General features: G+C 37.2%; 14 protein-coding genes. 8 read left to right on the plus strand and 6 right to left on the minus strand.

Translation table 11 applies throughout. The features are described 5' to 3' along the window. Positions 1 to 12 precede the first annotated feature (12 nt). The 4 genes from KXJ69_RS13280 to KXJ69_RS13295 all read right to left on the minus strand — a co-directional run bounded on the left by KXJ69_RS13280 (position 13) and on the right by KXJ69_RS13295 (position 4,161). Positions 13 to 1,734, minus strand: a complete 1,722-nt coding sequence (locus KXJ69_RS13280; RefSeq protein WP_219053607.1) for a nucleoside transporter C-terminal domain-containing protein — start codon at positions 1,732 to 1,734, stop codon at positions 13 to 15. A gap of 3 nt (positions 1,735 to 1,737) precedes the next feature. Next, positions 1,738 to 2,367 (minus strand): bifunctional nuclease family protein, encoded by a 630-nt coding sequence (locus tag KXJ69_RS13285; RefSeq protein WP_219053608.1) that lies wholly within the window; start codon positions 2,365 to 2,367, stop codon positions 1,738 to 1,740. Between the two features lie 81 nt (positions 2,368 to 2,448). After that, positions 2,449 to 3,411 (minus strand): electron transfer flavoprotein subunit alpha/FixB family protein, encoded by a 963-nt coding sequence (locus KXJ69_RS13290; protein WP_219053609.1) that lies wholly within the window; start codon positions 3,409 to 3,411, stop codon positions 2,449 to 2,451. Between the two features lie 9 nt (positions 3,412 to 3,420). After that, entirely contained in the window at positions 3,421 to 4,161 is a 741-nt protein-coding gene (locus KXJ69_RS13295) for an electron transfer flavoprotein subunit beta/FixA family protein (protein WP_219053610.1), read from the minus strand. 178 nt (positions 4,162 to 4,339) lie between these two features. Between KXJ69_RS13295 and KXJ69_RS13300 the strand changes: the two genes are divergently transcribed. The 3 genes from KXJ69_RS13300 (at position 4,340) to KXJ69_RS13310 (ending at position 10,431) form a co-directional block, all read left to right on the plus strand. Continuing rightward, complete coding sequence (locus KXJ69_RS13300; protein ID WP_219053611.1) at positions 4,340 to 5,320, plus strand: pyruvate dehydrogenase complex E1 component subunit beta; 981 nt, start codon at positions 4,340 to 4,342, stop codon at positions 5,318 to 5,320. A gap of 56 nt (positions 5,321 to 5,376) precedes the next feature. Beyond that, the gene (locus tag KXJ69_RS13305; protein ID WP_219053612.1) at positions 5,377 to 7,857 is read left to right on the plus strand and encodes a DUF5686 family protein; all 2,481 of its coding nucleotides are present in this window, start codon (positions 5,377 to 5,379) and stop codon (positions 7,855 to 7,857) included. A gap of 90 nt (positions 7,858 to 7,947) precedes the next feature. Then, positions 7,948 to 10,431, plus strand: a complete 2,484-nt coding sequence (locus KXJ69_RS13310) for a sodium-translocating pyrophosphatase (RefSeq protein WP_219053613.1) — start codon at positions 7,948 to 7,950, stop codon at positions 10,429 to 10,431. A gap of 65 nt (positions 10,432 to 10,496) precedes the next feature. On the opposite strand, the gene KXJ69_RS13315 is transcribed toward KXJ69_RS13310, so the two are convergent. Beyond that, on the minus strand, positions 10,497 to 11,111 hold the full coding sequence (locus KXJ69_RS13315; RefSeq protein WP_219053614.1) for a deoxynucleoside kinase: 615 nt from the start codon (positions 11,109 to 11,111) through the stop codon (positions 10,497 to 10,499). Between the two features lie 8 nt (positions 11,112 to 11,119). After that, positions 11,120 to 11,893 carry a hypothetical protein gene (locus KXJ69_RS13320; RefSeq protein WP_219053615.1) on the minus strand — a complete coding sequence of 258 codons (774 nt, stop codon included), beginning with the start codon at positions 11,891 to 11,893 and terminating at the stop codon, positions 11,120 to 11,122. Between the two features lie 100 nt (positions 11,894 to 11,993). Between KXJ69_RS13320 and KXJ69_RS13325 the strand changes: the two genes are divergently transcribed. The 5 genes from KXJ69_RS13325 to KXJ69_RS13345 all read left to right on the plus strand — a co-directional run. Next, positions 11,994 to 12,836 (plus strand): GLPGLI family protein, encoded by an 843-nt coding sequence (locus KXJ69_RS13325; RefSeq protein WP_219053616.1) that lies wholly within the window; start codon positions 11,994 to 11,996, stop codon positions 12,834 to 12,836. A gap of 81 nt (positions 12,837 to 12,917) precedes the next feature. Next, a complete protein-coding gene (locus KXJ69_RS13330) occupies positions 12,918 to 13,805 on the plus strand; it encodes a GLPGLI family protein (RefSeq protein WP_219053617.1) in 888 nt (295 codons plus the stop codon). A gap of 59 nt (positions 13,806 to 13,864) precedes the next feature. Further along, positions 13,865 to 16,591 (plus strand): carboxypeptidase-like regulatory domain-containing protein, encoded by a 2,727-nt coding sequence (locus KXJ69_RS13335; protein ID WP_219053618.1) that lies wholly within the window; start codon positions 13,865 to 13,867, stop codon positions 16,589 to 16,591. 127 nt (positions 16,592 to 16,718) lie between these two features. Continuing rightward, entirely contained in the window at positions 16,719 to 19,991 is a 3,273-nt protein-coding gene (locus KXJ69_RS13340) for a CRTAC1 family protein (RefSeq protein WP_219053619.1), read from the plus strand. A gap of 101 nt (positions 19,992 to 20,092) precedes the next feature. Continuing rightward, positions 20,093 to 23,389: HYR domain-containing protein (locus KXJ69_RS13345; protein ID WP_219053620.1), on the plus strand; the 3,297-nt coding region annotated here is incomplete at its 3' end.

Here is a 23,389-nt window from a genome sequence, read left to right on the forward strand (position 1 = left end):
TATGAATAGTTATTAACCAATAATCATTCCAGCAATGGTTGCCGAAATTAACGAAGCAATGGTTCCCCCAATAAGGGATTTCATTCCAAATTTAGAAAGTGTTTTGCGTTGCCCTGGAGCCAACGACCCAATACCCCCAATCTGGATACCAATAGAGGCGAAGTTGGCAAACCCACAAAGCATATAGGTAGCCATAATGATAGACTTTTCGTAGGTTAAATGGACTGCACTTGCGGTGTTTTTTAATTCTGCCAATTGTATGTATCCCACAAATTCACTCGCGGCCAATTTTATACCTAATAATTGTCCCATCATCATCATATCTGCTTGATCGACACCAATAAGCCACATTAATGGAGCAAACACTGTCCCTAAAATGGCTTCTAATGAAAGTTCAGGATACGATGTATTAGCAACCATCCATTCATTGATATTGGTCATTTCTCCAATGCCACCAATAACCCAATTCAGCATCGCTATAAAAGCAACAAATACCAGTAACATAGCACCCACGTTTACGGCCAATCGTAATCCTTCAGTAGTCCCATTTGCAATGGCATCAAGGATGTTAGAACCAATTTTTTCTGAAGAGACTGTAACATCGGTATTAATAGCTTCGGTTTGAGGATATAATATTTTGGATATTACGATAGCACCTGGAGCCGCCATAACAGAAGCGGCAAGTAAATGTTTGGCAAAAACAAGTCGTAATACGGGATCATCACCGCCTAAAAACCCTATATAAGCGGCCAGCACAGCGCCAGCAACGGTTGCCATTCCACCAATCATAACCAAAAGCATTTCACTTTTGTTCATTCTTTCTAAATAGGCTTTAATGAGTAAAGGGGCTTCCGTTTGTCCTAAGAAAATATTTCCTGCCACACTTAAACTTTCGGCACCAGAGATTTTAAGCAATTTTGAGAGTAACCATCCAAATGCTTTTACAACCTTTTGGATAATTCCTAAATAGAATAATACCGAGGTTAAAGCTGAAAAGAAAATGATTGTGGGTAATACCTGAAAGGCGAAAATAAAGCCAAAGGTGTCCATATCCACCACCAATCCTTCGAATAAAAATTTACTCCCTGCTTGCGTAAACTCTAAGACTTTAACAAATACCTTTCCAACCCCTTCAAATATAGATTGAACGAACTTAACTTTTAATACCCCAATAGCAATGACAAGTTGAAACGTTAATCCTATACCAACTGTTTTCCAGTTAATGGCTTTTCTGTTCGAACTGAATAAAAATGCAATAATAAGGAGCGATATCATCCCCAAAATACCACGCCATAAACTATTAACTGAAAACCCTTGGGACGGAATAATCGCATCGGCTGTATCTGAATCTTCTTCTGTAGTTGTTGCTAATCCTTCTTTCGGAAGGCTTTTAAAAGCGTAGCTTATATTATTCTCTGAAAAAACTAAAGTGCTATCCGTTAATTGAGAAACTCTATAGCGCCGAATAGTATCACTGGGCAGGTTATAGAAAAGAACCAATAAATTATTCTGAAAAATATAATCTCCAGAGGCTTTTAAGTTGTCTTTTGCTTCCAGTGAATATTGAAATGTACCATCCTTAAATGTAAGTTTATCATTATTGGCGTTTACCTCAAACAATGGATTATTGTTTGAATCTTCTATCGAAGTAAATTGCCAATCTTTTTCTAAATCCTGTCCAAAACTGAAGCCTTGAAATACAATAAAAGCTATAAATAGAAAAAGTTGTTGCATAGGTTATTTCTCTCTTTTAGATATTTCGTCCCTTATGGCAGCAGCTTTTTCATAATCTTCATTATGTACAGCTTCATCGAGCATTTGATTAAGTTCTTTGGAGGTATACTTGCTGTAATTTTCAGAAACTATTTTTTGCGATTCTTTATCATCTCCAGTAAGCAGCTTTTCGATGACTACTTCTTCTTCTTCTTTGGTAATTTTTTCTTCTTTAGAAGCTGTTTTTAAATAGATCCCAGCCTTATCTAAAATTGCTTTATATGTAAAAATAGGTGCGTTAAACCGAAGCGCTAAAGCAATAGCATCACTGGTTCTAGCATCCACAATTTCTTCTATTCCATCCCTTTCTGAAATAATACTTGAGTAAAACACGCCATCCACCAACTTATGTATAATCACTTGTTTTACAACAATTTGAAATCGATCTGCAAAGTTTTTAAAAAGGTCGTGAGTGAGTGGGCGAGGGGGTTTAATTTCTTTTTCAAGCGCAATGGCGATTGATTGTGCTTCAAAAGCGCCAATGACAATAGGGAGTTTTCGCTCCCCTTTTTCTTCACTTAATATAAGTGCATATGCGCCATTTTGGGTTTGGCTATATGAAATTCCTTTGATATTAAGTCTTACTAAACTCATTCTTTACATTAAAAAAAGCTGTTTAAAATGGGACTTACCTAATTTAAACAGCCCTTAATTAAAGTACAAATTAATAAAAAATTATGCGTTTTGTGACTTAAACTCTTTTAATTTTTCAATGAGTTGTGGAACAATTTCAAAAGCATCTCCTACAATGCCGTAATCGGCTGCTTTAAAGAAGGGAGCTTCTGGGTCATTATTAATAACCACTTTCACTTTTGAAGAATTAATTCCAGCTAAATGCTGAATTGCTCCACTAATACCAATTGCGATGTATAAGTTTGATGCTACTGGCTTTCCAGTTTGCCCTACGTGCTCACTGTGTGGTCTCCATCCCATATCACTCACTGGTTTCGAACAAGCAGTTGCAGCACCTAAAACACTGGCCAACTCTTCTATCATTCCCCAGTTCTCAGGTCCTTTTAATCCTCTTCCTCCGGAAACAACTATCTCTGCATCAGCAATGGTAATTTTATCGGTGGCTTTATCTACGGAAACTACTTCTACATTTCCAGATGAAATTTCTGGAGAAAATGCTTCAGTGGTAGCTGTGGTATTGTGTTCTTTTACTCCAAATGCATTTTTAGCAAGTCCAACAATTTTAGTGTCGGTTTTAATTTCAGTGTGTGAAAATGCTTTGTTGCTAAATACACTGTGTTTTACTTTAAACGGGCTGGCACTTTCTGGAAGTGAAACAACATTAGGAACATATCCTGCATCTAACTTTACAGCTAGAAGTGGCGCAATAAATTTACTGTTGATGCTAGACGTTAAAACAACTACTTGTGCATTTTCTTTTTTTGCTGCTTCCGCTACAATACTGGCGTAGGCTTCAGCATTAAAATTCTTTAATGAATCATTGGATAGTTCTAATACTTTTGAAGCACCAAACGCCCCCAATTCAGAAACATTTTCAGCATTAATAGCAACCGCTGTTACATTGGTTCCCAACATATCGGCGATGCCTTTTGCATAGGACACGGCTTCTTGAGCAATTTTTTTAAATTTTCCTCCGTCTGATTCTGTATATACGAGTACTGACATAATTTTCTTTTAGATAGCTTTTGCTTCGTTATGTAATAAATTTACAAGGTCTTCCACATTATCGACCAATTTCACAGCGCCTTTTGGAGCTGGCTTTTCAAATTGAATGGAGGCCGTTTCGTTAGAAATATCCACAGCTTCTTTTACGTGAAGTGGCTTAGATCGTGCTTGCATAATGCCTCTCATATTCGGAATTCGCAAATCACTTTCTTCAACCAACCCCTTTTGCCCACCAATTACTAATGGAAGTGTCGTTTTTAACGTTTCTTTCCCTCCATCCATTTCTCGAACAGCAGTAGCGTTATTTCCTTCAACTTCAAGACCTATACAAGTATTAATAAAGTTAGCTCCTGTTAATTGTGCAATCATTCCAGGAACCATTCCGCCGTTATAATCGATAGACTCGCGCCCACCAATTACAAGGTCGTAACCACCTTCTTTAGCTACATTGGCCAGTTGTTTTGCCACAGAGTAGCCATCGGTTGCCACAGTATTTATTCGTATCGCTTCATCGGCTCCAATGGCTAAGGCTTTACGAAGAGTAGGCTCGGTTTCAGGTCCTCCAACGTTGGCTACATGAACAGTAGCACCTTGTTTTTCTTTAAACCACATAGCACGGGTAAGTCCAAACTCGTCGTTGGGATTGATTACAAATTGAACACCATTGGTGTCGAATTTTGTGTCTCCCTCGGTAAAATTAATTTTGGAAGTTGTGTCTGGAACGTGGCTTATGCACACTAATATTTTCATATAAATAAGACTTTTTTGCTCGTTAAAATTGGGCTACGAAGATACAATAATCTATGTAATTTTCCTATGCGTGCATAATAAAATTTCAGAAATATTTTAAAAAGAGATAAGAACGTTCTAAATAATATTATTTTTGTGGTTCTGAAAAATTTTCAGAAGCATAAATTGAAATACTACCATGAAGACAATACAATTTAGAGAAGCCGTTTGTGAAGCGATGACCGAAGAAATGCGTCGCGATGAATCTATATATTTAATGGGCGAAGAAGTAGCCGAATATAACGGTGCTTATAAGGCCAGTAAGGGAATGCTGGACGAGTTTGGTGCAAAACGAGTCATCGACACGCCCATTTCTGAACTTGGTTTTGCCGGTATTGCTGTAGGTTCTGCGATGAATGGCAATCGCCCCATTGTAGAATTTATGACTTTTAACTTCTCTTTAGTTGGAATTGATCAAATTATAAATAATGCTGCAAAAATTCGGCAAATGAGTGGTGGACAGTTTAACTGCCCTATTGTTTTTCGAGGTCCAACAGCTTCTGCAGGTCAGTTAGCAGCAACACACTCACAAGCCTTTGAAAGCTGGTACGCCAACTGCCCAGGATTAAAAGTGGTGGTGCCTAGTAATCCAGCGGACGCTAAAGGATTGCTGAAAAGTGCTATTCGTGATGATGACCCAGTCATTTTTATGGAGAGTGAGCAAATGTATGGGGATAAAGGAGAGGTGCCCGAGGGTGAATACTTAATTCCGTTAGGCGTTGCAGAAATTAAGCGCGAGGGAAAAGATGTAACTATCGTATCCTTCGGAAAAATTATAAAGGAAGCCTATGCCGCTGCCGAAACACTTGCTAAAGAAGGAATAGAATGTGAAATTATTGATCTGCGTACCGTAAGACCTATGGACCATAAATCTATTTTGAATAGTGTTAAAAAAACAAACCGTTTGGTGATTCTTGAAGAAGCTTGGCCATTTGGTAATGTGGCTACTGAGATTACCTATCAAGTACAATCGCAAGCATTCGATTACCTTGATGCTCCCATTATAAAATTAAATACTGCAGATACTCCTGCACCCTATTCGCCAGTATTACTGGAAGAGTGGTTACCTAATCAAAATGATGTTGTTAAGGCTGTTAAAAAAGTGTTATATAAAGAATAATTGCACTTTTTTATCAATTTTTTCGTTTCCAAATCAATGAATCCCAAGCCTTTGCAATGAAGCAAAACCTCCCCTTATTTCTTTTGTTTTTTACTTCAATTCTCTTTGCTCAAACAAAGGTGAGTGGTGTTGTGAAAGATACTTTTGGAGAGCCTGTTGCCTTTGCCAATGTTATTTTCAAAGATTCAAACGAAGGAACTATTACCAACGAAAATGGAAGGTTCTATCTAGAGAGTGATAGTACCCACGATGCTATTTGGGTTTCGTTTGTAGGTTATAAGCTGAATACTTTTCCGCTTTCTCAAAAAGTAAGTTATAATTTAGAAGTGGTTTTAGAAGAAGAAGTGGAGTCACTCGGGGAAGTGGTGGTATATTCTGGGAAAACATCAAAAAAAGATAACCCTGCTATTGTTATTCTTCGGAAAATTTGGGAAAACCGTAGACAAAACGGGGTTAAAAAATTTAAACAATACCAATACGATAAATACGAAAAACTCGAATTCGATTTAAATACAATTGATTCTTCACTTATTAAAAGTAGAATTTTTAAGGGAATGGAATTTGTTTGGGAACAAATAGACACTTCCAATATTACAGGGAATAGTTATTTGCCCATTTTTATTAATGAAGCCTATTCAAAAGTATATGGAGATAATCTTTTAAGGGAAGAAAAAGAGATTCTTGAAGGAAATAAGAATAGCGGATTTGAAAACAATCAAACCCTTATAGCTTTCATAAAAGATATGTACAAGGAGTACGATGTCTATGATAACTATTTAAAGTTTTTCGACAAAGCGTTTACTAGTCCACTTTCCAGAACTGGTGTGGATGTGTATAACTATGTGTTGTTGGATAGTGCCTTTAGGGATAATAAATGGTGCTATAATATTGTGTATTACCCAAGGCGAAAAAATGAACTCACCTTTAAAGGGGATTTTTGGGTAAATGACAGTACGTGGGCAATCAAAGAAATTAATCTTAGAGCCAGTAAAAGTGCCAACCTGAACTGGGTGAGAGAGGTATATATTGAACAAGAATTTGAAGTGCTAAACGATTCCATTTTTCTTATTACACGAGATTATTTTTTAAGCGATTTTAGTCTTCGTAAAAAAGAGAAAGCACAAGGAATTTATGGTAAAAGGACGACCCTTTTTGATCATTATGAATTTGATATTCCGAAGGATAAAAGCTTCTATAAAGAGCAAATAGATCCTTATAATGAAGATATCTATATGCGACCTGATGAATTTTGGGAAGAGCGTCGAATGGAAAAATTGAGCAGGGATGAGAAGGGGGTATATAATATGTTGGATACCTTAAAAACCATCCCTCGATTTAAAAGTTTATATAATATAGGAGCAACATTGGCTTCGGGATATTATCAAGTGGGTAATATTGATGTGGGGCCTGTATTTTCAATTTTTGGTTTTAACGAAGCAGAAGGATTACGCATTCGTTTAGGAGGGCGTACGTATTTTAGTCAGAATGATCCTTGGCGAGTTGAGGTTTTTGGAGCGTATGGTTTTAAAGATCGAAGATTTAAGCATGGCGTTTCTGCCAAATGGTTGCTTGATAGGAAATCACGCTTAACCATTTTTGGAGGTAACCGAAAAGATGTAGAGCAAACAGGGGCTAGTTTAACAAATAGTAATGATGTTTTAGGTAGAAATTTAGCTTCTTCTGCTCTTATTACGGTTGGGGCAAACGACAAACTTACCCGAGTTAATTTAACAGCGGCGGGATTATCGATAGATCCCGTAAAAAACCTGCAAATTCGATTAACTGGGACCTATAGAACGTTAGAATCGGCTACGGATACCTTCAGTTTAAAATATTTTGATGAAAACGGGGGCATTCAAAGTAAAATTTCACAACCCGAACTTGATTTAGGATTGTATTATTCGCCTAATAGGAAAACATCAGGCTATGGGGTAGAGCAAACCGTGATTAATGATGGGGATTTCCCCACATTTTATGTAGGATATACACAAGGGTTGAAAGATGTTTTAGGAGGTGATTTTAATTATTCACGTATACAAGGATTGTATTTTCAACCATGGAATATTGGAGGAATTGGTAGATTGTACACAACGGTTGAAGCTGGGAAGATATTTGATCCGGTACCTTTAGGATTGTTGAGTCCAATACCAGGAAACCAAACTTTATTTAGTATTTATAACTCTTTTACGAACCTTGATTTTTACGAGTTTGTAAGCGATACCTATTTAAGTATGCATATGCAACATAATTTTGGCGGAAGATTATTTTCAAGAATTCCTTGGCTTCGGAAATTAAACTTACGTGAAATTGTAGGGGTTAGAGCCGCGTACGGTTCTCTTTCAGACGAAAATATTGCGCTCAATCAACCTAACGGATTGTTATTGCAAGCTCCTACCAAAGGCTACTGGGAATGGAGTGTAGGAGTAGGTAATATTTTTAAAATATTCCGAATCGATTTTAACTTTAGAGGCAATTATTTAGACAATCCAGATGTCCGAAGGTTTGGGGTGACAGGAGAATTTGGTTTTTCGTTTTAAATTCTTCTTAATTATTGATTTCCTATCCCAATCAATTTTACTACTTTTGCACTCGCAATTTTGAAAACACTATTTACTAAATAATCAACTATGTTAGAACAAAACATTATTTACGTTCCCATTGCACTTGCTGTGCTTGGTTTGATTTTCATGTTCATTAAAATGAGCTGGGTTAAGAAACAGCCTGCAGGAAGCGAGCGCATGCAATCTATTTCTAAAAGTATTAAAGAAGGTGCATTAGCATTCTTAAATGCCGAATATAGACTACTCGTAATTTTTGCAGTGATTGCTGCTGTCCTACTTTATGCAATTTCTGTGGTGGTTCCAACCACTAGCTGGATGATTGTTCCCGCTTTTATATTTGGTGCTATCTTTTCTGCTTTAGCAGGAAATATTGGGATGCGTATTGCAACCGACGCAAATGCTCGAACTGCCGAAGCTGCCAAAACGAGTTTACCACAAGCATTAAAAGTTTCTTTTGGCGGTGGTACTGTAATGGGTCTTGGTGTTGCTGGATTAGCAGTTTTAGGGCTAAGTTTATTTTTTATGTTCTTCTTAGGGCAATTTATTACTGAGGGAGGTAATTTTTATAATGAAATGACAGTGGTACTAGAAGCCCTAGCAGGATTCTCTTTAGGTGCCGAAAGTATTGCATTATTTGCTCGTGTGGGGGGTGGTATTTACACCAAAGCTGCCGATGTAGGAGCAGATTTAGTAGGAAAAGTAGAAGCAGGTATTCCTGAAGATGATCCTCGTAACCCTGCTACTATTGCAGATAACGTAGGTGATAATGTAGGTGATGTTGCTGGTATGGGAGCCGATCTTTTTGGATCTTATGTAGCTACAGTTTTAGCATCGATGGTACTAGGAAACTATGTAATTAGAGATATGTCTGTTGATGGACCATTTACCGATGCTTTCAATAATATGGGGCCCATCCTACTTCCGCTTGTAATTGCAGGGGTTGGAGTGTTAGCTTCTATTATTGGTACGTTTTTCGTAAAAATTAAAAATAACGATGCTAAAGAAGCGCAAGTTCAAAAAGCATTGGATACAGGAAACTGGTTTGCTATTGGGTTAACCCTTATAGCAAGTTATTTTTTGATAGATTGGATGCTTCCACAAACGATGACTATGAACTTCTTTGGTGAAGGAATGGTTGAGGTAGCTTCTATTAATGTGTTTTATGCAGCTTGTATTGGTTTAGCTGTAGGAGCTTTAATTTCCTTTGTAACAGCATACTATACTAGTTTAGGGAAAAAGCCAGTAATGGATATCGTACAAAATTCTTCAACAGGTGCCGCAACAAACATTATTGCTGGTCTAGCAGTAGGGATGAAGTCCACTTTTTGGAGTGTGTTACTTTTTGCAGTTGCGATTGCTGGATCCTATGCATTAGCAGGATTTTACGGAGTAGCATTAGCAGCTTCTGCAATGATGGCAACTACAGCGATGCAGTTAGCTATTGATGCATTTGGGCCTATTGCAGATAACGCAGGAGGTGTTGCTGAAATGAGTGAGTTAGAAGATCAAGTACGTGAACGTACCGACATATTAGATTCAGTAGGTAATACTACAGCTGCTGTTGGAAAAGGATTTGCGATTGCTTCTGCCGCTTTAACAGCTTTAGCATTATTTGCAGCCTATGTGACCTTTACCGGAATTGATGGAATTAACATCTTTAAAGCACCTGTTTTGGCTGCCTTATTTGTTGGAGGTATGATTCCAGTTGTATTCTCTGCAATGGCAATGAAATCGGTAGGGAAAGCAGCTATGGAAATGGTTCAGGAAGTGCGTCGTCAGTTCCGTGAAATTCCTGGAATTATGGAAGGTACTGGAACGCCAGAATATGCTAAATGTGTTGATATTTCAACCAAAGCTGCCTTAAAAGAAATGTTATTACCAGGGTTACTTACTATTGTTACACCTTTAATTATTGGATTAGGAACCGCAATGCTTACAGGTAATTACCCGTTAGGTGCAGAGGTGCTTGGAGGATATATGGCTGGTGTTTGTGTGAGTGGTGTTATGTGGGCGATTTTCCAAAACAACGCCGGTGGTGCTTGGGATAATGCAAAAAAATCTTTTGAAGCAGGAGTAGAAATCAATGGCGAAATGACTTTTAAAGGAAGTGATGCGCATAAAGCGGCTGTCACTGGGGATACCGTAGGAGATCCGTTTAAAGATACTTCTGGACCTTCTATGAATATCCTTATTAAACTTACCTGTTTAGTAGGACTAGTAATTTCTCCAATTTTAGGAGGACATAGCACAGAGGTTTCTGGAATTACTTCGGAGGGAGATACCATGATTATTACTGAAGAAGGTACCAAAGTGGTCGAAGACGTAACTAAAGAAATTCGAGTTGAAATGGGTGTAGAAGGTGATGAAACTGTTGCAACTGTAACCATTGAAACTACAAAAAATGGTGAAACTACTACCGAAACAAAAACATTTAAAGGAACTGAGGAAGAAGTAAAAGCTCAAGTTGACGCAATGAAGGAAGCCGAATTAGAAGTAGAAGACGGTAAAAAAGTGATTAAAGAAGTTATAGAAGAAGTAGAAAAAAGCTAATTCCAATTTTCTACCAACAAAAAAGCCCGAACATTTTGTTCGGGCTTTTTTTATAAATAAGTTTTTTAAAACAATCCGTGAAGCTCTGCATCAATCTTGTTAATGACCTCTCCCAAATCTTCTTGTTTGTCTACAAAGTTGATGTTGTCTACATCAATAATTAAAAGGTTGCCTTTGTCATATCCGTGAATCCAAGCTTCATAGCGTTCGTTCAAACGGCTTAAGTAATCAATACTAATAGAGTTTTCGTACTCACGTCCACGTTTATGAATTTGATTAACCAAATTAGGGATAGAACTACGTAAGTAAATCAATAAATCGGGGCCTTCGGTCACACTTTCCATTAAATCGAATAAGGCTCTGTAATTTTCAAAATCACGATTGGTCATTAATCCCATGGCGTGGAGATTGGGAGCAAAGATATAAGCGTCTTCGTAAATGGTCCTATCTTGAATAACACTTTTACCATTTTCACGAATCTCTAAGATTTGCCGAAATCGACTGTTCAAAAAGTAAATCTGAAGGTTAAAAGACCAACGCTCCATTTGGTTATAGAAATCGTCTAAATAGGGGTTGTCTTCTACATCTTCAAAATGAGCTTTCCACTTATAATGCTTGGCGAGTAAACGTGTTAACGTAGTTTTTCCAGAGCCAATATTTCCTGCTATGGCAACGTGCATAAATCTTGCTACTTAGGTTGGGTTAGTGTAAAAGTATAAAGTATTTTACTGTCGTAAATATACAGGAAATCTTGCGTTAGTTGCAAGTCTTTAATCGGGTTTTCGTTGAAGGTAAAACTCAAACGGTTAACGGCGTTTTCATTAATCAAAAACAGCGAATTATCTTTTACAGCTACTATTTTTTCATTGTTTTGAACAATGCTTTTGTAATCTTCGAGTTTTATTTCAGAAAGTAAACTTCCGTATAAATTAATTTGTCGCAAGTGTGTATTGGTAAGTATGGTACATGTGTTAAAATTGCTCACTTGGGTAATAAATTTACCTTTAAATGGCTGTGATACTTGGGTTTGCTGTTGATTTCGATAATGGTATAATTCTAATTGTTGCGTATTTGTATTGAAAATCCAAAGTTTATTATTTCCGGCATTTGTTGCGGCACTAATGTTTAAAAATGAAGGAAGGTCGTTAAAATTAATTCGTTCTTTTTCATTTAAACGATTGTCTAAAAAAACCACAGTGTTCATTTCGGCATAAAAAACAACAACGTTTAATGGGTTTATAATGTCCACCGAGGCTATGGGTCCTAATTGAAAATCTTGAAATACAAATTTCCCTAAATCACCTTCTTTATGGAGCGCTCCATTTTTTATAAAATAAATATGTTTGTAGGCGTCGAAACCTACAAAGTGGTCCACTTGTAAGGCTGCTTTATTAACTAGTGTTAGCTCTTGTGAAAAAGCGGTTGTAACAGAAATAAAAAAGATTATTAAAAAAAATTTCATAGTTGCTGAAAGATACAAAATGATTCATTACAATTTAAACAACTAATTTGCAACAATTTTAATATTACTTCGTCTTTATAAAAATGATTAAATAACCAATATGAAAACAATATTTCTACTATTTATATTCACTCTAAGTTTAGGAGTGTCTGATGTATTTTCTCAAAACATTCAAGGGATTGCCACCTACAAAAGCCAAAGAAAAATGGATATTCAGTTGGATAGTACCATGAACGATGGTATGAAAGAACAAATCATGGCGATGCTTAAAAAACAATCGGAAAGAACTTATTTTTTAGAATTTACCAATGATGAATCTCAATACAAGCAAGAGGTGAAGTTGGATGATGATTCGGTTATTGAAGGAGGTGGAATGAAACTCGTTATAGCGGGCAATGGCGGAGGAAATGATGTGTTGTATAAAAACTTAAAAGAAAACCGCTATGCAGATCAAGTAGAAATTTTTGGGAAGGAATTTCTTATTAAAGATGCCCTCGAGAATCGTGACTGGGTTATGGGGAAAGAAACTAAGAACATAGGTGAATATACATGCTTTAAAGCTACTTACACAACAACAAGAACAGTGATGGTTGCCGAGTCTTCTTCCGATGGGGAAAATAAGGAAGTGACATCCCAAGAAGAAGTAACCTTAACGGCATGGTACACGCCACAGATACCTGTAAAAAATGGACCTGCAAATTACGATGGTTTGCCAGGATTAATTTTAGAAGTAAATGATGGGAGTGAAACTATTTTGTGCAGTAAAATTGTGTTAAACCCTGAAAAGGGGCTTGCCATTAAAGAGCCAACCAAAGGAAAAGTTGTTACCGCTACCGAATATGAAGAAATTATGGAAAAGAAAATGAAAGAAATGAACGAACAATTTGAAGGTGACGGCAGGAGAGAAGGTGGAAACCAAATGCGCATAAGAATTGGAGGGTAATATTAAACCTTTTTTAGGAATACTAGTCTAAAAGGTTTATTACAAATAGTGTACATTGGTATGCTATTTTAAAACCCTATCATGAAGATACCTTCTATTGTTTTTGCCCTTTTATTTACCTCCTTTTCCTATTCTCAAAACATAAGCGGAAAGGCGTATTACGAATCCAAAACCACCGTAGATATGGATAATTTTGGAAGAAGAGATATGACCGAGGATATGAAAAAGCAAATCAAGGAAAGAATGAAGAGTTTTCTTGAAAAAACATATATCCTCACGTTTAATGGCAATGAATCCATTTATAGCGAGGACGAAAAATTGGAAGCTGGTGATAATGGTCGTGGTTTCGGAATGATGATGAGTAGTTTTTCGGCGGGAGATCAATATAAAAATTTGGAAACAAATCAACTTATTGAAGAAAGAGAGTTCTTTGGAAAGCAATTTTTGGTAAAAGATACCATCACAAACTTACGATGGGAAGTAGGAAAAGAGTCAAAGCAAATTGGGCAGTATTTAGTAATTAAAGCGACTGCCTACAAGCAAGTAGACCCAAATGATGTGAGTATGATGCGAAGAAGACGAGATAGAGATAATGAGGAAAAGAATGAAGCTGAAAAAAAAGAGGATACCACTAAAGTTGAAGACCCTTTTGAAGACTTGGAAATACCAAAAGAAGTGTTGGTTACTGCCTGGTTTACCCCACAAATTCCGGTGAAGAATGGTCCTGGAGAATATGCGGGACTACCGGGTTTAATTTTAGAGTTAAATGTAGATAGAACGACCATCCTTTGTTCAAAAATTATAATAAATCCCAAAGAAGCTGAGGCCATTCAGCCGCCTTCAAAAGGGGAAGAAGTTAGTAGGGAAGAATACAATAAGATTGTAAAAGAAAAAACCGACGAAATGCGAGAAAACTTCAGAAACGGCGGTGGCCGACGTGGTGGAGGTGGAAGAAGATTCGGTGGATAAAATTCAAGTAAAAGTTACGTTATTATCAATTTCCTAAATCATTGGGGACAGTCTATTTTATGAAAAAATTACTCCTTTTTATAATTCTGTTTATCACAGTTGTTGGTTCTGCACAAAGTATTAAACTTCGTGGTTTTATAAAAGATAGCATTGGAGACCCTCTTGAATTAGCCAATGTGATTGCCACCGTAAAAGCTTCAGGGAATATTGAGTCTTATGCTATTACCAATCACGAAGGAAAGTTTCAATTAGATCTTCCTGTAAATAACACCTATATTCTTAGAGCAAGTTTTTTGGGTTTTGAAACCCTTGAAAAGGAACTTACCATCCCTGAAGACTCTAATGATTTAAGTTTAAATTTTAACCTCAATCCGCAGGCCAATCAGCTTGATGGGGTAGAAATTGTCTACGAAATGCCTGTAACTGTAAAAGGAGATACAATTACATATAATGCCGACTCTTTTAATCGGGGAGATGAAAAAAAACTAGGGGATGTTATGAAAAATCTTCCAGGAGTGGAGGTTAATGATGACGGCGAAATTGAGGTAGAAGGGAAGGCTGTTACTAAAGTGATGGTAGAGGGAAAAGATTTCTTCGATGGTGATTCGAAATTGGCGACCAAAAATATTCCAGCTAATGCAGTTGATAAAGTTGAGGTATTACGAAATTATAGCGAAGTTGGGCAATTAAGAGGGGTGACTAATAATCAAGACAATATTGCCATCAATATAAAATTAAAGGAAGGGAAAAAGAACTTTTGGTTTGGCGAAGTGACTGCAGGTTCTGGAGTAGACGATGAAGCTGAAGCAAGATATTTGGTACATCCCAAATTGTTTTATTACAACCCAAAATACAGCCTCAATTTTATAACAGATTTTAATGATATTGGCGAAGTGCCATTCACGTGGCGCGATTATTTCAACTTTACGGGAGGGTTTAGGAATTTTAATCGGGGTGGGGGTACCAATTTCAATATTCGTGAAAGCGATTTAGGGTTTGCCATTGCCCAAAACAACCGTGCCAGCAGTATTGAAACCAAGTTTTTAGCAGGAAATTTTAGCTATGCCGCTACACAGTCTTTGGATATAAGTGGTTTCGGAATTCTTTCAGACAATAAAACCAACATTGTTACTAATTCCCTTACACAGTTCATTACATCTGGGGTTACTGAAAGTACCGAAAGTAATTCCAATCAGCACAATCAATTAGGGATGCTAAAGCTCAGCGGCGTCTATAAACCCAACGTGAATTTACAAATGGATTACGACGTGTTGCTAAAAGCTTCAAAACAAACTGAAACGGACAATACCCTATCATTATTTCAAGATTTCAGCAATAATATTTCAGAAAATAAAGAGAACAAACCTGCTTCGATTAATCAGAATTTAAATGTGTATTACACGGTAGATGACGATAATATTTTTGCAGGGCAGGTGCAACATCTCTATCAAGATGAAGACCCTTTTTACAACGCGGCAACCGATTTATTGCCTTTCCCAGGGGTGTTGCCATTAGATACCCTTCAGAATCGATACAACATCAATCAGCAAAAGAATATAAAAACCAATAAGCTGGATGCCAAGGTGGATTATTACCATATTATCAACAATAAAAGCAATGTAAATTTTACGTTAGGTAGCACACTTAGTAAACAGCAATTCAATTCGAATATCTTTCAGTTGTTGGATGATGGAAGTAGGGAAGATTTACTTGAGACTCAAGAAATTGAAGGAGAAACTGAAACCCTTGTAAATGATGTTTCGTATGGATTTACAGATGTGTTTTTAGGCTTGCACTACAAATTTAAAACAGGGCAGTTTACATTTTCGCCTGGGGTAACGCTTCATAATTACAATGTGAAAAATGACCAGTTAGGGCTATCCCAATCTCAAAATGATTGGCGATTGCTTCCAGATGTTTTTGCCCTTTGGGAAATTAAGAAAAGTGAAAGTTTACGTTTTAATTACGCCCTTTCTGCAGAGTATACCGATGTAAACAACTTTGCCGAAGCCTATGTTTTCAATAATTACAACCGAATGTTTCGCGGGAATAGGTTGTTGGAAAATGCTTTTTCGCATAGCTATAACTTGACTTATTTCAGTTTTAATTTATTTAATTACACCAATGTTTCGGGATCGTTAAACTATACGCGTCGATTAAAAGGGATTAAAAATAATACTCAAATTGTTGCGATTAATCAGGTAACGGTCCCTCAGAATATTGACAGTAATTTTCCGGACGAAACGTTTTCGGCTTTTGGGAGATTTAGCAAACGAATTAAAAAAATTGAATTGGCTGCCAATGCCAATGTAAGTTTAAGTACGTCTAACAATATTATTAATGAAGAGATCAGGCAAAGTGAAAGTCTTACACAAAGCTATCGTGTAAGTGCACGTAGTAGTTTTAGAGAGTGGCCTAATTTTGAGGTGGGGTACAATCTGTCAATAAATAATTATGACAATGGTGGGTTGGAGCAGGTTTTTTATACACAACGCCCCTATATTAATACTGATATAAATTTTCTGAAACATTTCTCACTTTCGACAACTTGGGATTTATATAATTACACCAATAAAGCCAATACCATCGAAAATAAATACTCCTTCTTAAATGGAACGCTTTATTATCAACAAGGAGATAGTCCTTGGGAATTTAGTATTCAAGCCACGAACATTTTAAATACTGAAGCGACAAATACCGATAGTTTTAACGAAGAATACAATACTACAAGTCAATATTTTGTGCTACCCAGAATTATGATGTTTGTGGTGAAATACGATTTGTAAATTTTTGGTTTCAATTCTTTCGATTATCTTTAATCGCAAGCTTTTTTAGAACTGAAAACCAATCATTATAAAAACACCTTTAGTAAACTTTTCCATTGCCTTTTTTTTCGGAATAATTCTTTCGGGAATGCTATTTCTTTCTTGTGCCAAAAAGGATTCTAAAGAAGCAACTCTTTCTAAAAACACAGTTGGTTTTGAAGCGTTACCCTTAGAAAAAATAGGGATAGATTTTACCAATTCCATCACTGAAAATCAAATTCAAAATTATTTTAATTATCCCTATTTATACAATGGAGGGGGCGTTGCGGTGGGTGATATTAATAATGATGGACTTGCCGATATTTACTTTACGGGAAACCAAGTGGAAGATCAATTGTATCTAAATTTAGGGAATATTTCCTTTAAAAATATTACTGAGGAGGCGGGTATTTCTAAACAAAAGAATTCATGGCATACAGGAGTGCTCATGTGGGATGCAAATAATGATGGTTTGCTGGATATTTATGTGTGTCGGTCGGGGAAATCTGAAGACGCATCGCTTCGCAAAAACTTACTGTATATCAATAATGGGAATAACAGTTTTACAGAATCTGCAGCGTTGTTTGGGATAGACGATTCGGGGTATAGTACTCAGGCCTATCCCATAGATTTTGATAAAGATGGTGACCTCGATTTATTGGTGGTAAATCATAGAGTATATTTTCAGCAAAACTCTTTTTTCGATTTTGATAATGATTTAAAGTATTCACACGATACGAGTCATCGGTTGTATCAAAATAATGGGGATCACACTTTTAGTGATGTTTCCATAAAAGCGGGAATACAAACCCATGCGTGGGGGTTAAGCGCCGTGATTGAAGACTTCAATAATGATGGATGGGACGATATCTATGTTGCTCACGATTTTCAGCAACCTGATAAACTGTTTGTCAATAATCAGGACGGAACTTTTAAAGAAACATTTTCAGACTATTTTAACCATTCGTCATTTTATAGTATGGGATCGGATATGGCCGATATCAACAATGATAATCTGCCCGATTTAATGGTTTTGGACATGGTTTCGGAAGATCATTTACGCTCTAAAAGAATGATGGCTTCTATGAATACCCAAAGCTTTTACCAAATGGTCGAAAAAGGATACGGGCACCAATACATGATTAATACGCTTCAGCTTAATAATGGGATTGGTACCTACAGTGAAATAGCACAATTAGCTGGCGTTGCAAAAACCGATTGGAGTTGGGCGCCACTTTTAGCCGATTTTGATAATGATGGGTGGAATGACCTTTTTGTGACCAATGGAATTAAAAAAGATGTCACGGATAACGATTTAAAAATTCGTTTGGATAGAATGCTTAAGGAGGGAAATGGAGTCCGGTGGGACGTGGCGACCGAGATGATTCCAGCAAGTGTTATTTCAAATTATATGTTTAAAAACACGGGTCATCTGGGTTTTAAAAATGTTACCCAAGATTGGGGGTTGAGTGAACCCATTAATTCCAATGGGGTTGCTTATGCCGATTTGGACAATGACGGAGATTTAGATTTGGTAGTGAATTCTATGGGAGTACCTTCTGTTGTTTTTGAGAATAAAATTTCTAAAACTGAAAATTATGTGTCACTGCAATTAAAGGGACTTGCGCCAAATCCTTTTGTTGTGGGAGCTAAAGTATCGATTTATTCGGGTGAAGAGATTCAATCCAAAAGATTATTTCCTTCACGAGGGTTTCAGTCTTCTGTAGAATACAGACTCCACTTTGGATTAGGGCAAAAATCTATTGTTGATAGTATTGTGGTAGAATGGGCTGATGGGTATTCGAGTCGTATGACGAACATTTCAGCGAATCAAAATCTACTATTAAATTCAGAATCTCTTCCGAAAACAATAACAAAGAAGAAGGAAATAAATAACCAGTTGTTTAGAGAAGTTACCGAAGATATTGGAATCGATTTTGAGCATAGAGAAAATGAATTCAATGACTTTGCAGAAGAGATTTTACTTCCTCATAAACAATCAGAATTTGGTCCTTTTATTGCCGTTGGTGATGTGAATGGAGATGGACTTGAGGATTTTTTTGTGGGGGGAGCCCACAAACAATCTGGAGTATTATACCTTCAAAAGGAAGACGGGACTTTCTATAAAAGTAAGTCACAACCTTGGGAAAAGGATCTTGTTTCAGAAGATTTGGAAAGTTTATTTTTTGATGCTGATGGTGATGGAGATTTAGATTTATATGTAGTAAGTGGTGGTGCTATTTTTGTGCAAGGAAATCCAAACCTTCAAGACCGACTTTACATTAATGACGGTAAAGGAATTTTTAAAAAAGATTTACAAGCCCTTCCCGAAATGTTTAAAAGTGGATTGTCAGTTACAGGCGGTGATTTTGATGGTGACGGAGATACAGATCTTTTTGTTGGTGGACGTTTAATCTCCGGTAGATATCCATTACCTCCTCGAAGCTATCTATTGGAAAACATAAACGGAAAATTTACAGATGTAACCGATTTGTTAGCGCCATCCTTACTACATCCAGGGTTGGTAAGTGATGCTGTTTTTACAGATTTTGATAAAGATGGCGATTTAGATCTGATGGTAGTTGGAGAGTGGATGCCTATTAGTTTGTATGAAAACGACCAAGGCTTTTTTATGGATGCAACTTCAAAATTTAATTTAGAAAATACCTCTGGATGGTGGAGTAAAATTACTGTAGTCGATTGGGATAAAGACGGAGATGATGATTATATTCTGGGTAATATAGGTGAAAATAATAAGTTCCACCCAAGTGAGAATTCACCATTACATATTTATGCAAATGATTTTGATGGAAACGGGAGTTTTGATATTTATTTGGCAAAAGAAAAGGGGGATCTACAATTACCCGTTAGAGGGAGGGAATGCTCTTCGCAACAGATGCCAGGAATTTTAGATAAATTTCCAACGTATGATGCCTTTAGTAAGGCCAAAATTGAAGATATCCTTGGGGTCAATGGAATTAATAATGCCTACCATAAAGAAGTAACGATATTTTCTAGTTTGTTGTTGCAGAACCATAAAACCTCATTTACTCAAACCAAACTACCAGTAGAGGCTCAATTCTCCCAATTAAATGGGATGGTAATTCACGATTTTAATGATGACACTTATCCAGATGTGCTTTTAGTTGGAAATAATTATGGATCTGAAGTTGAAACGACACGTTATGATGCATTACAAAGTGTAACTATTTTGAATGATAAAATAGGTGGCTTTAAGGTGCTTTCTTTGCAAAGAACTGGGTTGACTCTTTCAGAAAATGTAAAGTCTATTTCGCGGTTAAATTACTTCTCAGATAAAAATTCATTTCGGTTACTTTTAGGGTGTAACAACCATAAAATTAAGGTTTTCCAAAAGAACTGAATTGTAAGAATCTCATTTTCAGCTTTTTTTGTATAAATTTCACTGTGCTTCTATTATTTTTTTCTTAAATTTAGAATTCTAACTAACCAATAATTTTCAAAATGAAAAAGTCTATCTTTTTTTCATTCCTTCTGTTCATTTTAGGAATGAGTACTGGTATGTCTCAGGAATACCTTGAGTTAATTCAAAATCCAAAAGCAAATACTACGCTTCAAGAAGTTCAGCAAAAGGCTGAAGCCTATTTTGCAACCCGTGATAAGGGAAGAGGCAGTGGTTACAAGCAATACAAGCGTTGGGAATATAAAATGCAGCGTTTGGTTAATGCCGATGGTAAAATTGCCAAGAACTTTAGTAAGTTAAATTGGGAAGCAGCCAGAAAATTAAATCTTGGTAGTCAATCTGTAGGTAACAGAATGCCAGTAGGGTGGACAGATCTTGGCCCTACAAGCTTTACAGTAGGAAATCAAGGATACAGTGCTGGATTAGGCAGGGTCAATGTCATTGGGTTCCATCCTACAGATGCGAACACCTTTTATATTGGCACACCTGCAGGAGGTTTATGGAGAACTACCGACGGTGGTGCTACTTGGACTGTCATGGCGGATATGCTTGCAAGCATTGGAGTTTCTGGAATTTCAGTAGACCACACAACGCCATCCACTATTTATATTTTAACTGGGGATGGAGATGCTGGGGATACCCAATCTATTGGTGTTTTGAAATCCACAGATAGTGGTGCTACTTGGGCGCCTACTGGACTTTCATGGGGAGTAACAAATTTTAATAGAGGGTATAAGTTATTAATGCATCCCACCAACAGCAACATAATGTTTGCCGCAACCACGGTAGGACTTTTGAAAACGACCGATGGTTGGAATACTTGGTCGACAGTGCAGAGTGGAAATTTTAGAGATATCGAATTTAAACCTGGTGACCCGTCAACGGTTTATGCTGTAAGTACAAATACATTTTATAAATCAACCAATACAGGAACTTCATTTTCCGTAATTAGTTCAGGTCTTCCTACAGGAGAATCTCGTATTGCTATCGCGGTTACTCCGGCCAACGCAAATTATGTTTATTACCTAGCTGGACCTGGAGGGTTTAGCGGAGCAGGTACTTATAGAGGGATGTATCGCTCTACAGACTCGGGAACTACATTTTCAACGATGTCTACCTCTCCTAATATTCTAGAAGGATCTACTGGAGGTGGTGGGTCTGGTGATCAATCTTGGTATGATTTGGCAATTGCGGTAGATCAAACTAATGCTAATAATGTAGTTAGTGGAGGTGTAAATGTTTTTAGATCTACTGATGGTGGGGTTAATCATGTAAATAGTGCACATTGGGTAATTGGGGGGCAATATGTTCATGCCGATATTCATGATCTTGTTTATAACCCTTTAAATAACAATTTATATTGTGGTAGTGATGGCGGTATTTCGGTAAGTACTGACCATGGTGTTACTTGGAATAATATTTGGGACGGTCTAGGAATCATGCAACTTTATCGTATTGCAGGGGTAGATTCAAATCCAAATCTTTTAATTGGAGGAGCTCAGGACAATGGGTCTAATAAATATACAGGTACCACTACAATCGAACAAATTTATGGTGCCGATGGTATGGATTGTATGATAAATTATAATGATAATAACACATTGTATTATAGTTTTCAAAATGGTGGTTTGAGACGATCTACTAATGGAGGGAATACTGCTACTGGGATTAAACCTCCAGGTAGTATAGGGTCCTGGGTCACCCCTTACGCTATGGATGCCACAAATCCAAATATAATTTATGGCGGATATAGTGATGTTTTTAGAAGTACAGATAGTGGGACTACTTGGACGAATTTAGGTTCAGATGGACGTGGAGCTTTTGCTGTGGGTGTAAATGACCCTACAAGACTTTATGCGGCTGTAGGAAGTGCAATTCAAACTTCAGCAAACACAGGAGGGTCTTGGACTACCATTACAGGATCTTGGCCTGGATTAACTATTACCTTTATTGCAGTAGATCCTGCCGATGCAAATAGGGTCTGGATAACCTTAGGGGGATATACAGCTGGCGAAAAAGTTTATGAATCCACGAATGCAGGTGCAACTTGGACTAATATTTCAGGGGCATTGCCAAACTTACCAGCACATTGTATTGCTTTCGAAAATACGGGGGGAACACCAGCAGATGCATTATATATTGGAATGAGTGTTGGTGTTTATTATACCTCAGATGTAACTCCCTGGCAATTATACGAGACTGGTTTACCCAATGTTCCAGTGTATGACTTAGAAATAAATGAAACTAGTGGACTAATAAGAGCAAGTACCTATGGTAGAGGAATTTGGGAAGCTCCGTTATTTGGGGGTGCTCCTCCTACTAACGACTTGTGTTTAAATGCGGATCCAATTACTTGTGGACAAACTGTAAGTGGGGATACTACCATGGCCACTTTTGATGGAGCACCCTTCTGTGATACTAGTAATACAGCACCTGGAGTATGGTATACTTTTACAGGAATTGAGGGAATAACCAATTTAAGCACTTGTAATCAAGCTTCTTACGACACCAAAATATCTGTGTATTCAGGAACATGTGGAACTCTCGTTTGTGAAGCAGGTCAGGATGATAATTTTGGAGCTGGTTGTTTAAATTTTACAACTAGTTTAGATGTTTGTACTCAGGCAGGAGTTACGTATTACGTATTAGTCCATGGATTTGCTTCGGCAACGGGAACTTTCGATTTAACCATGACCTGCACCCCGTTGAATGTAAGCTTAACCTGTCCTCCAACTCAAAATGTGGAAGGATGTTCGGCTGCAGATGCCCCTCCAGCTTTTGCTAATTTTACAGAATTTCAAACTGCCGGTGGGTCGACGGTAGATGGTGATACAGCTACTTTCGCTCTAATAAATGAAGTTAGTAGTGGAGGTTTTCCAGTAACTATAACACGCACTTATGAAATTGCTGATGTATGTGGAAATACAGCAACTTGTGATCACATTATTATTGTAGAGGATACTATAAATCCCGTAATGGCCTGTCCAGCAGATATTATGGCGAATACCGATGCTGGACAATGTAGCGCTGTGGTTACCTATGCCGATGCATCAGCAATTGATGCTTGCGGAATTGCTTCTGTTGTGCAAACCTCTCCAGATCCTTTAGTATTGAGCTCGGGAGATGCCTTTCCAGTGGGTACAACTACAGTTACTTTTACAGCAACAGACGTAAATGGGAATACATCTACATGTAGTTTTGATATTATTGTAGAGGATAACGAAGATCCGGTAATTGCTTGTCAAGACATTACGGTAGAATTAGATGCCAATGGAGATTATAACTTAACACCAGGTGAAGTACTTGCAAGTTCAAGTGACAACTGTGGTATTGCATCG

This window comes from Halomarinibacterium sedimenti (assembly GCF_019312585.1).
Classification (GTDB): Bacteria; Bacteroidota; Bacteroidia; order Flavobacteriales; family Flavobacteriaceae; genus Halomarinibacterium; species Halomarinibacterium sedimenti.

What these genes read in the sequence shown, in the direction of transcription:
- KXJ69_RS13290 (WP_219053609.1), bottom strand. Translation starts at nt 3,411, where the DNA reads ATGTCAGTACTCGTATATACAGAATCAGACGGAGGAAAATTTAAAAAA.
- KXJ69_RS13310 (WP_219053613.1), top strand. Translation starts at nt 7,948, where the DNA reads ATGTTAGAACAAAACATTATTTACGTTCCCATTGCACTTGCTGTGCTT.
- KXJ69_RS13285 (WP_219053608.1), bottom strand. Translation starts at nt 2,367, where the DNA reads ATGAGTTTAGTAAGACTTAATATCAAAGGAATTTCATATAGCCAAACC.
- KXJ69_RS13320 (WP_219053615.1), bottom strand. Translation starts at nt 11,893, where the DNA reads ATGAAATTTTTTTTAATAATCTTTTTTATTTCTGTTACAACCGCTTTT.
- KXJ69_RS13315 (WP_219053614.1), bottom strand. Translation starts at nt 11,111, where the DNA reads ATGCACGTTGCCATAGCAGGAAATATTGGCTCTGGAAAAACTACGTTA.
- KXJ69_RS13330 (WP_219053617.1), top strand. Translation starts at nt 12,918, where the DNA reads ATGAAGATACCTTCTATTGTTTTTGCCCTTTTATTTACCTCCTTTTCC.
- KXJ69_RS13340 (WP_219053619.1), top strand. Translation starts at nt 16,719, where the DNA reads ATGCTATTTCTTTCTTGTGCCAAAAAGGATTCTAAAGAAGCAACTCTT.
- KXJ69_RS13295 (WP_219053610.1), bottom strand. Translation starts at nt 4,161, where the DNA reads ATGAAAATATTAGTGTGCATAAGCCACGTTCCAGACACAACTTCCAAA.
- KXJ69_RS13300 (WP_219053611.1), top strand. Translation starts at nt 4,340, where the DNA reads ATGAAGACAATACAATTTAGAGAAGCCGTTTGTGAAGCGATGACCGAA.
- KXJ69_RS13335 (WP_219053618.1), top strand. Translation starts at nt 13,865, where the DNA reads ATGAAAAAATTACTCCTTTTTATAATTCTGTTTATCACAGTTGTTGGT.
- KXJ69_RS13305 (WP_219053612.1), top strand. Translation starts at nt 5,377, where the DNA reads ATGAAGCAAAACCTCCCCTTATTTCTTTTGTTTTTTACTTCAATTCTC.
- KXJ69_RS13325 (WP_219053616.1), top strand. Translation starts at nt 11,994, where the DNA reads ATGAAAACAATATTTCTACTATTTATATTCACTCTAAGTTTAGGAGTG.
- KXJ69_RS13280 (WP_219053607.1), bottom strand. Translation starts at nt 1,734, where the DNA reads ATGCAACAACTTTTTCTATTTATAGCTTTTATTGTATTTCAAGGCTTC.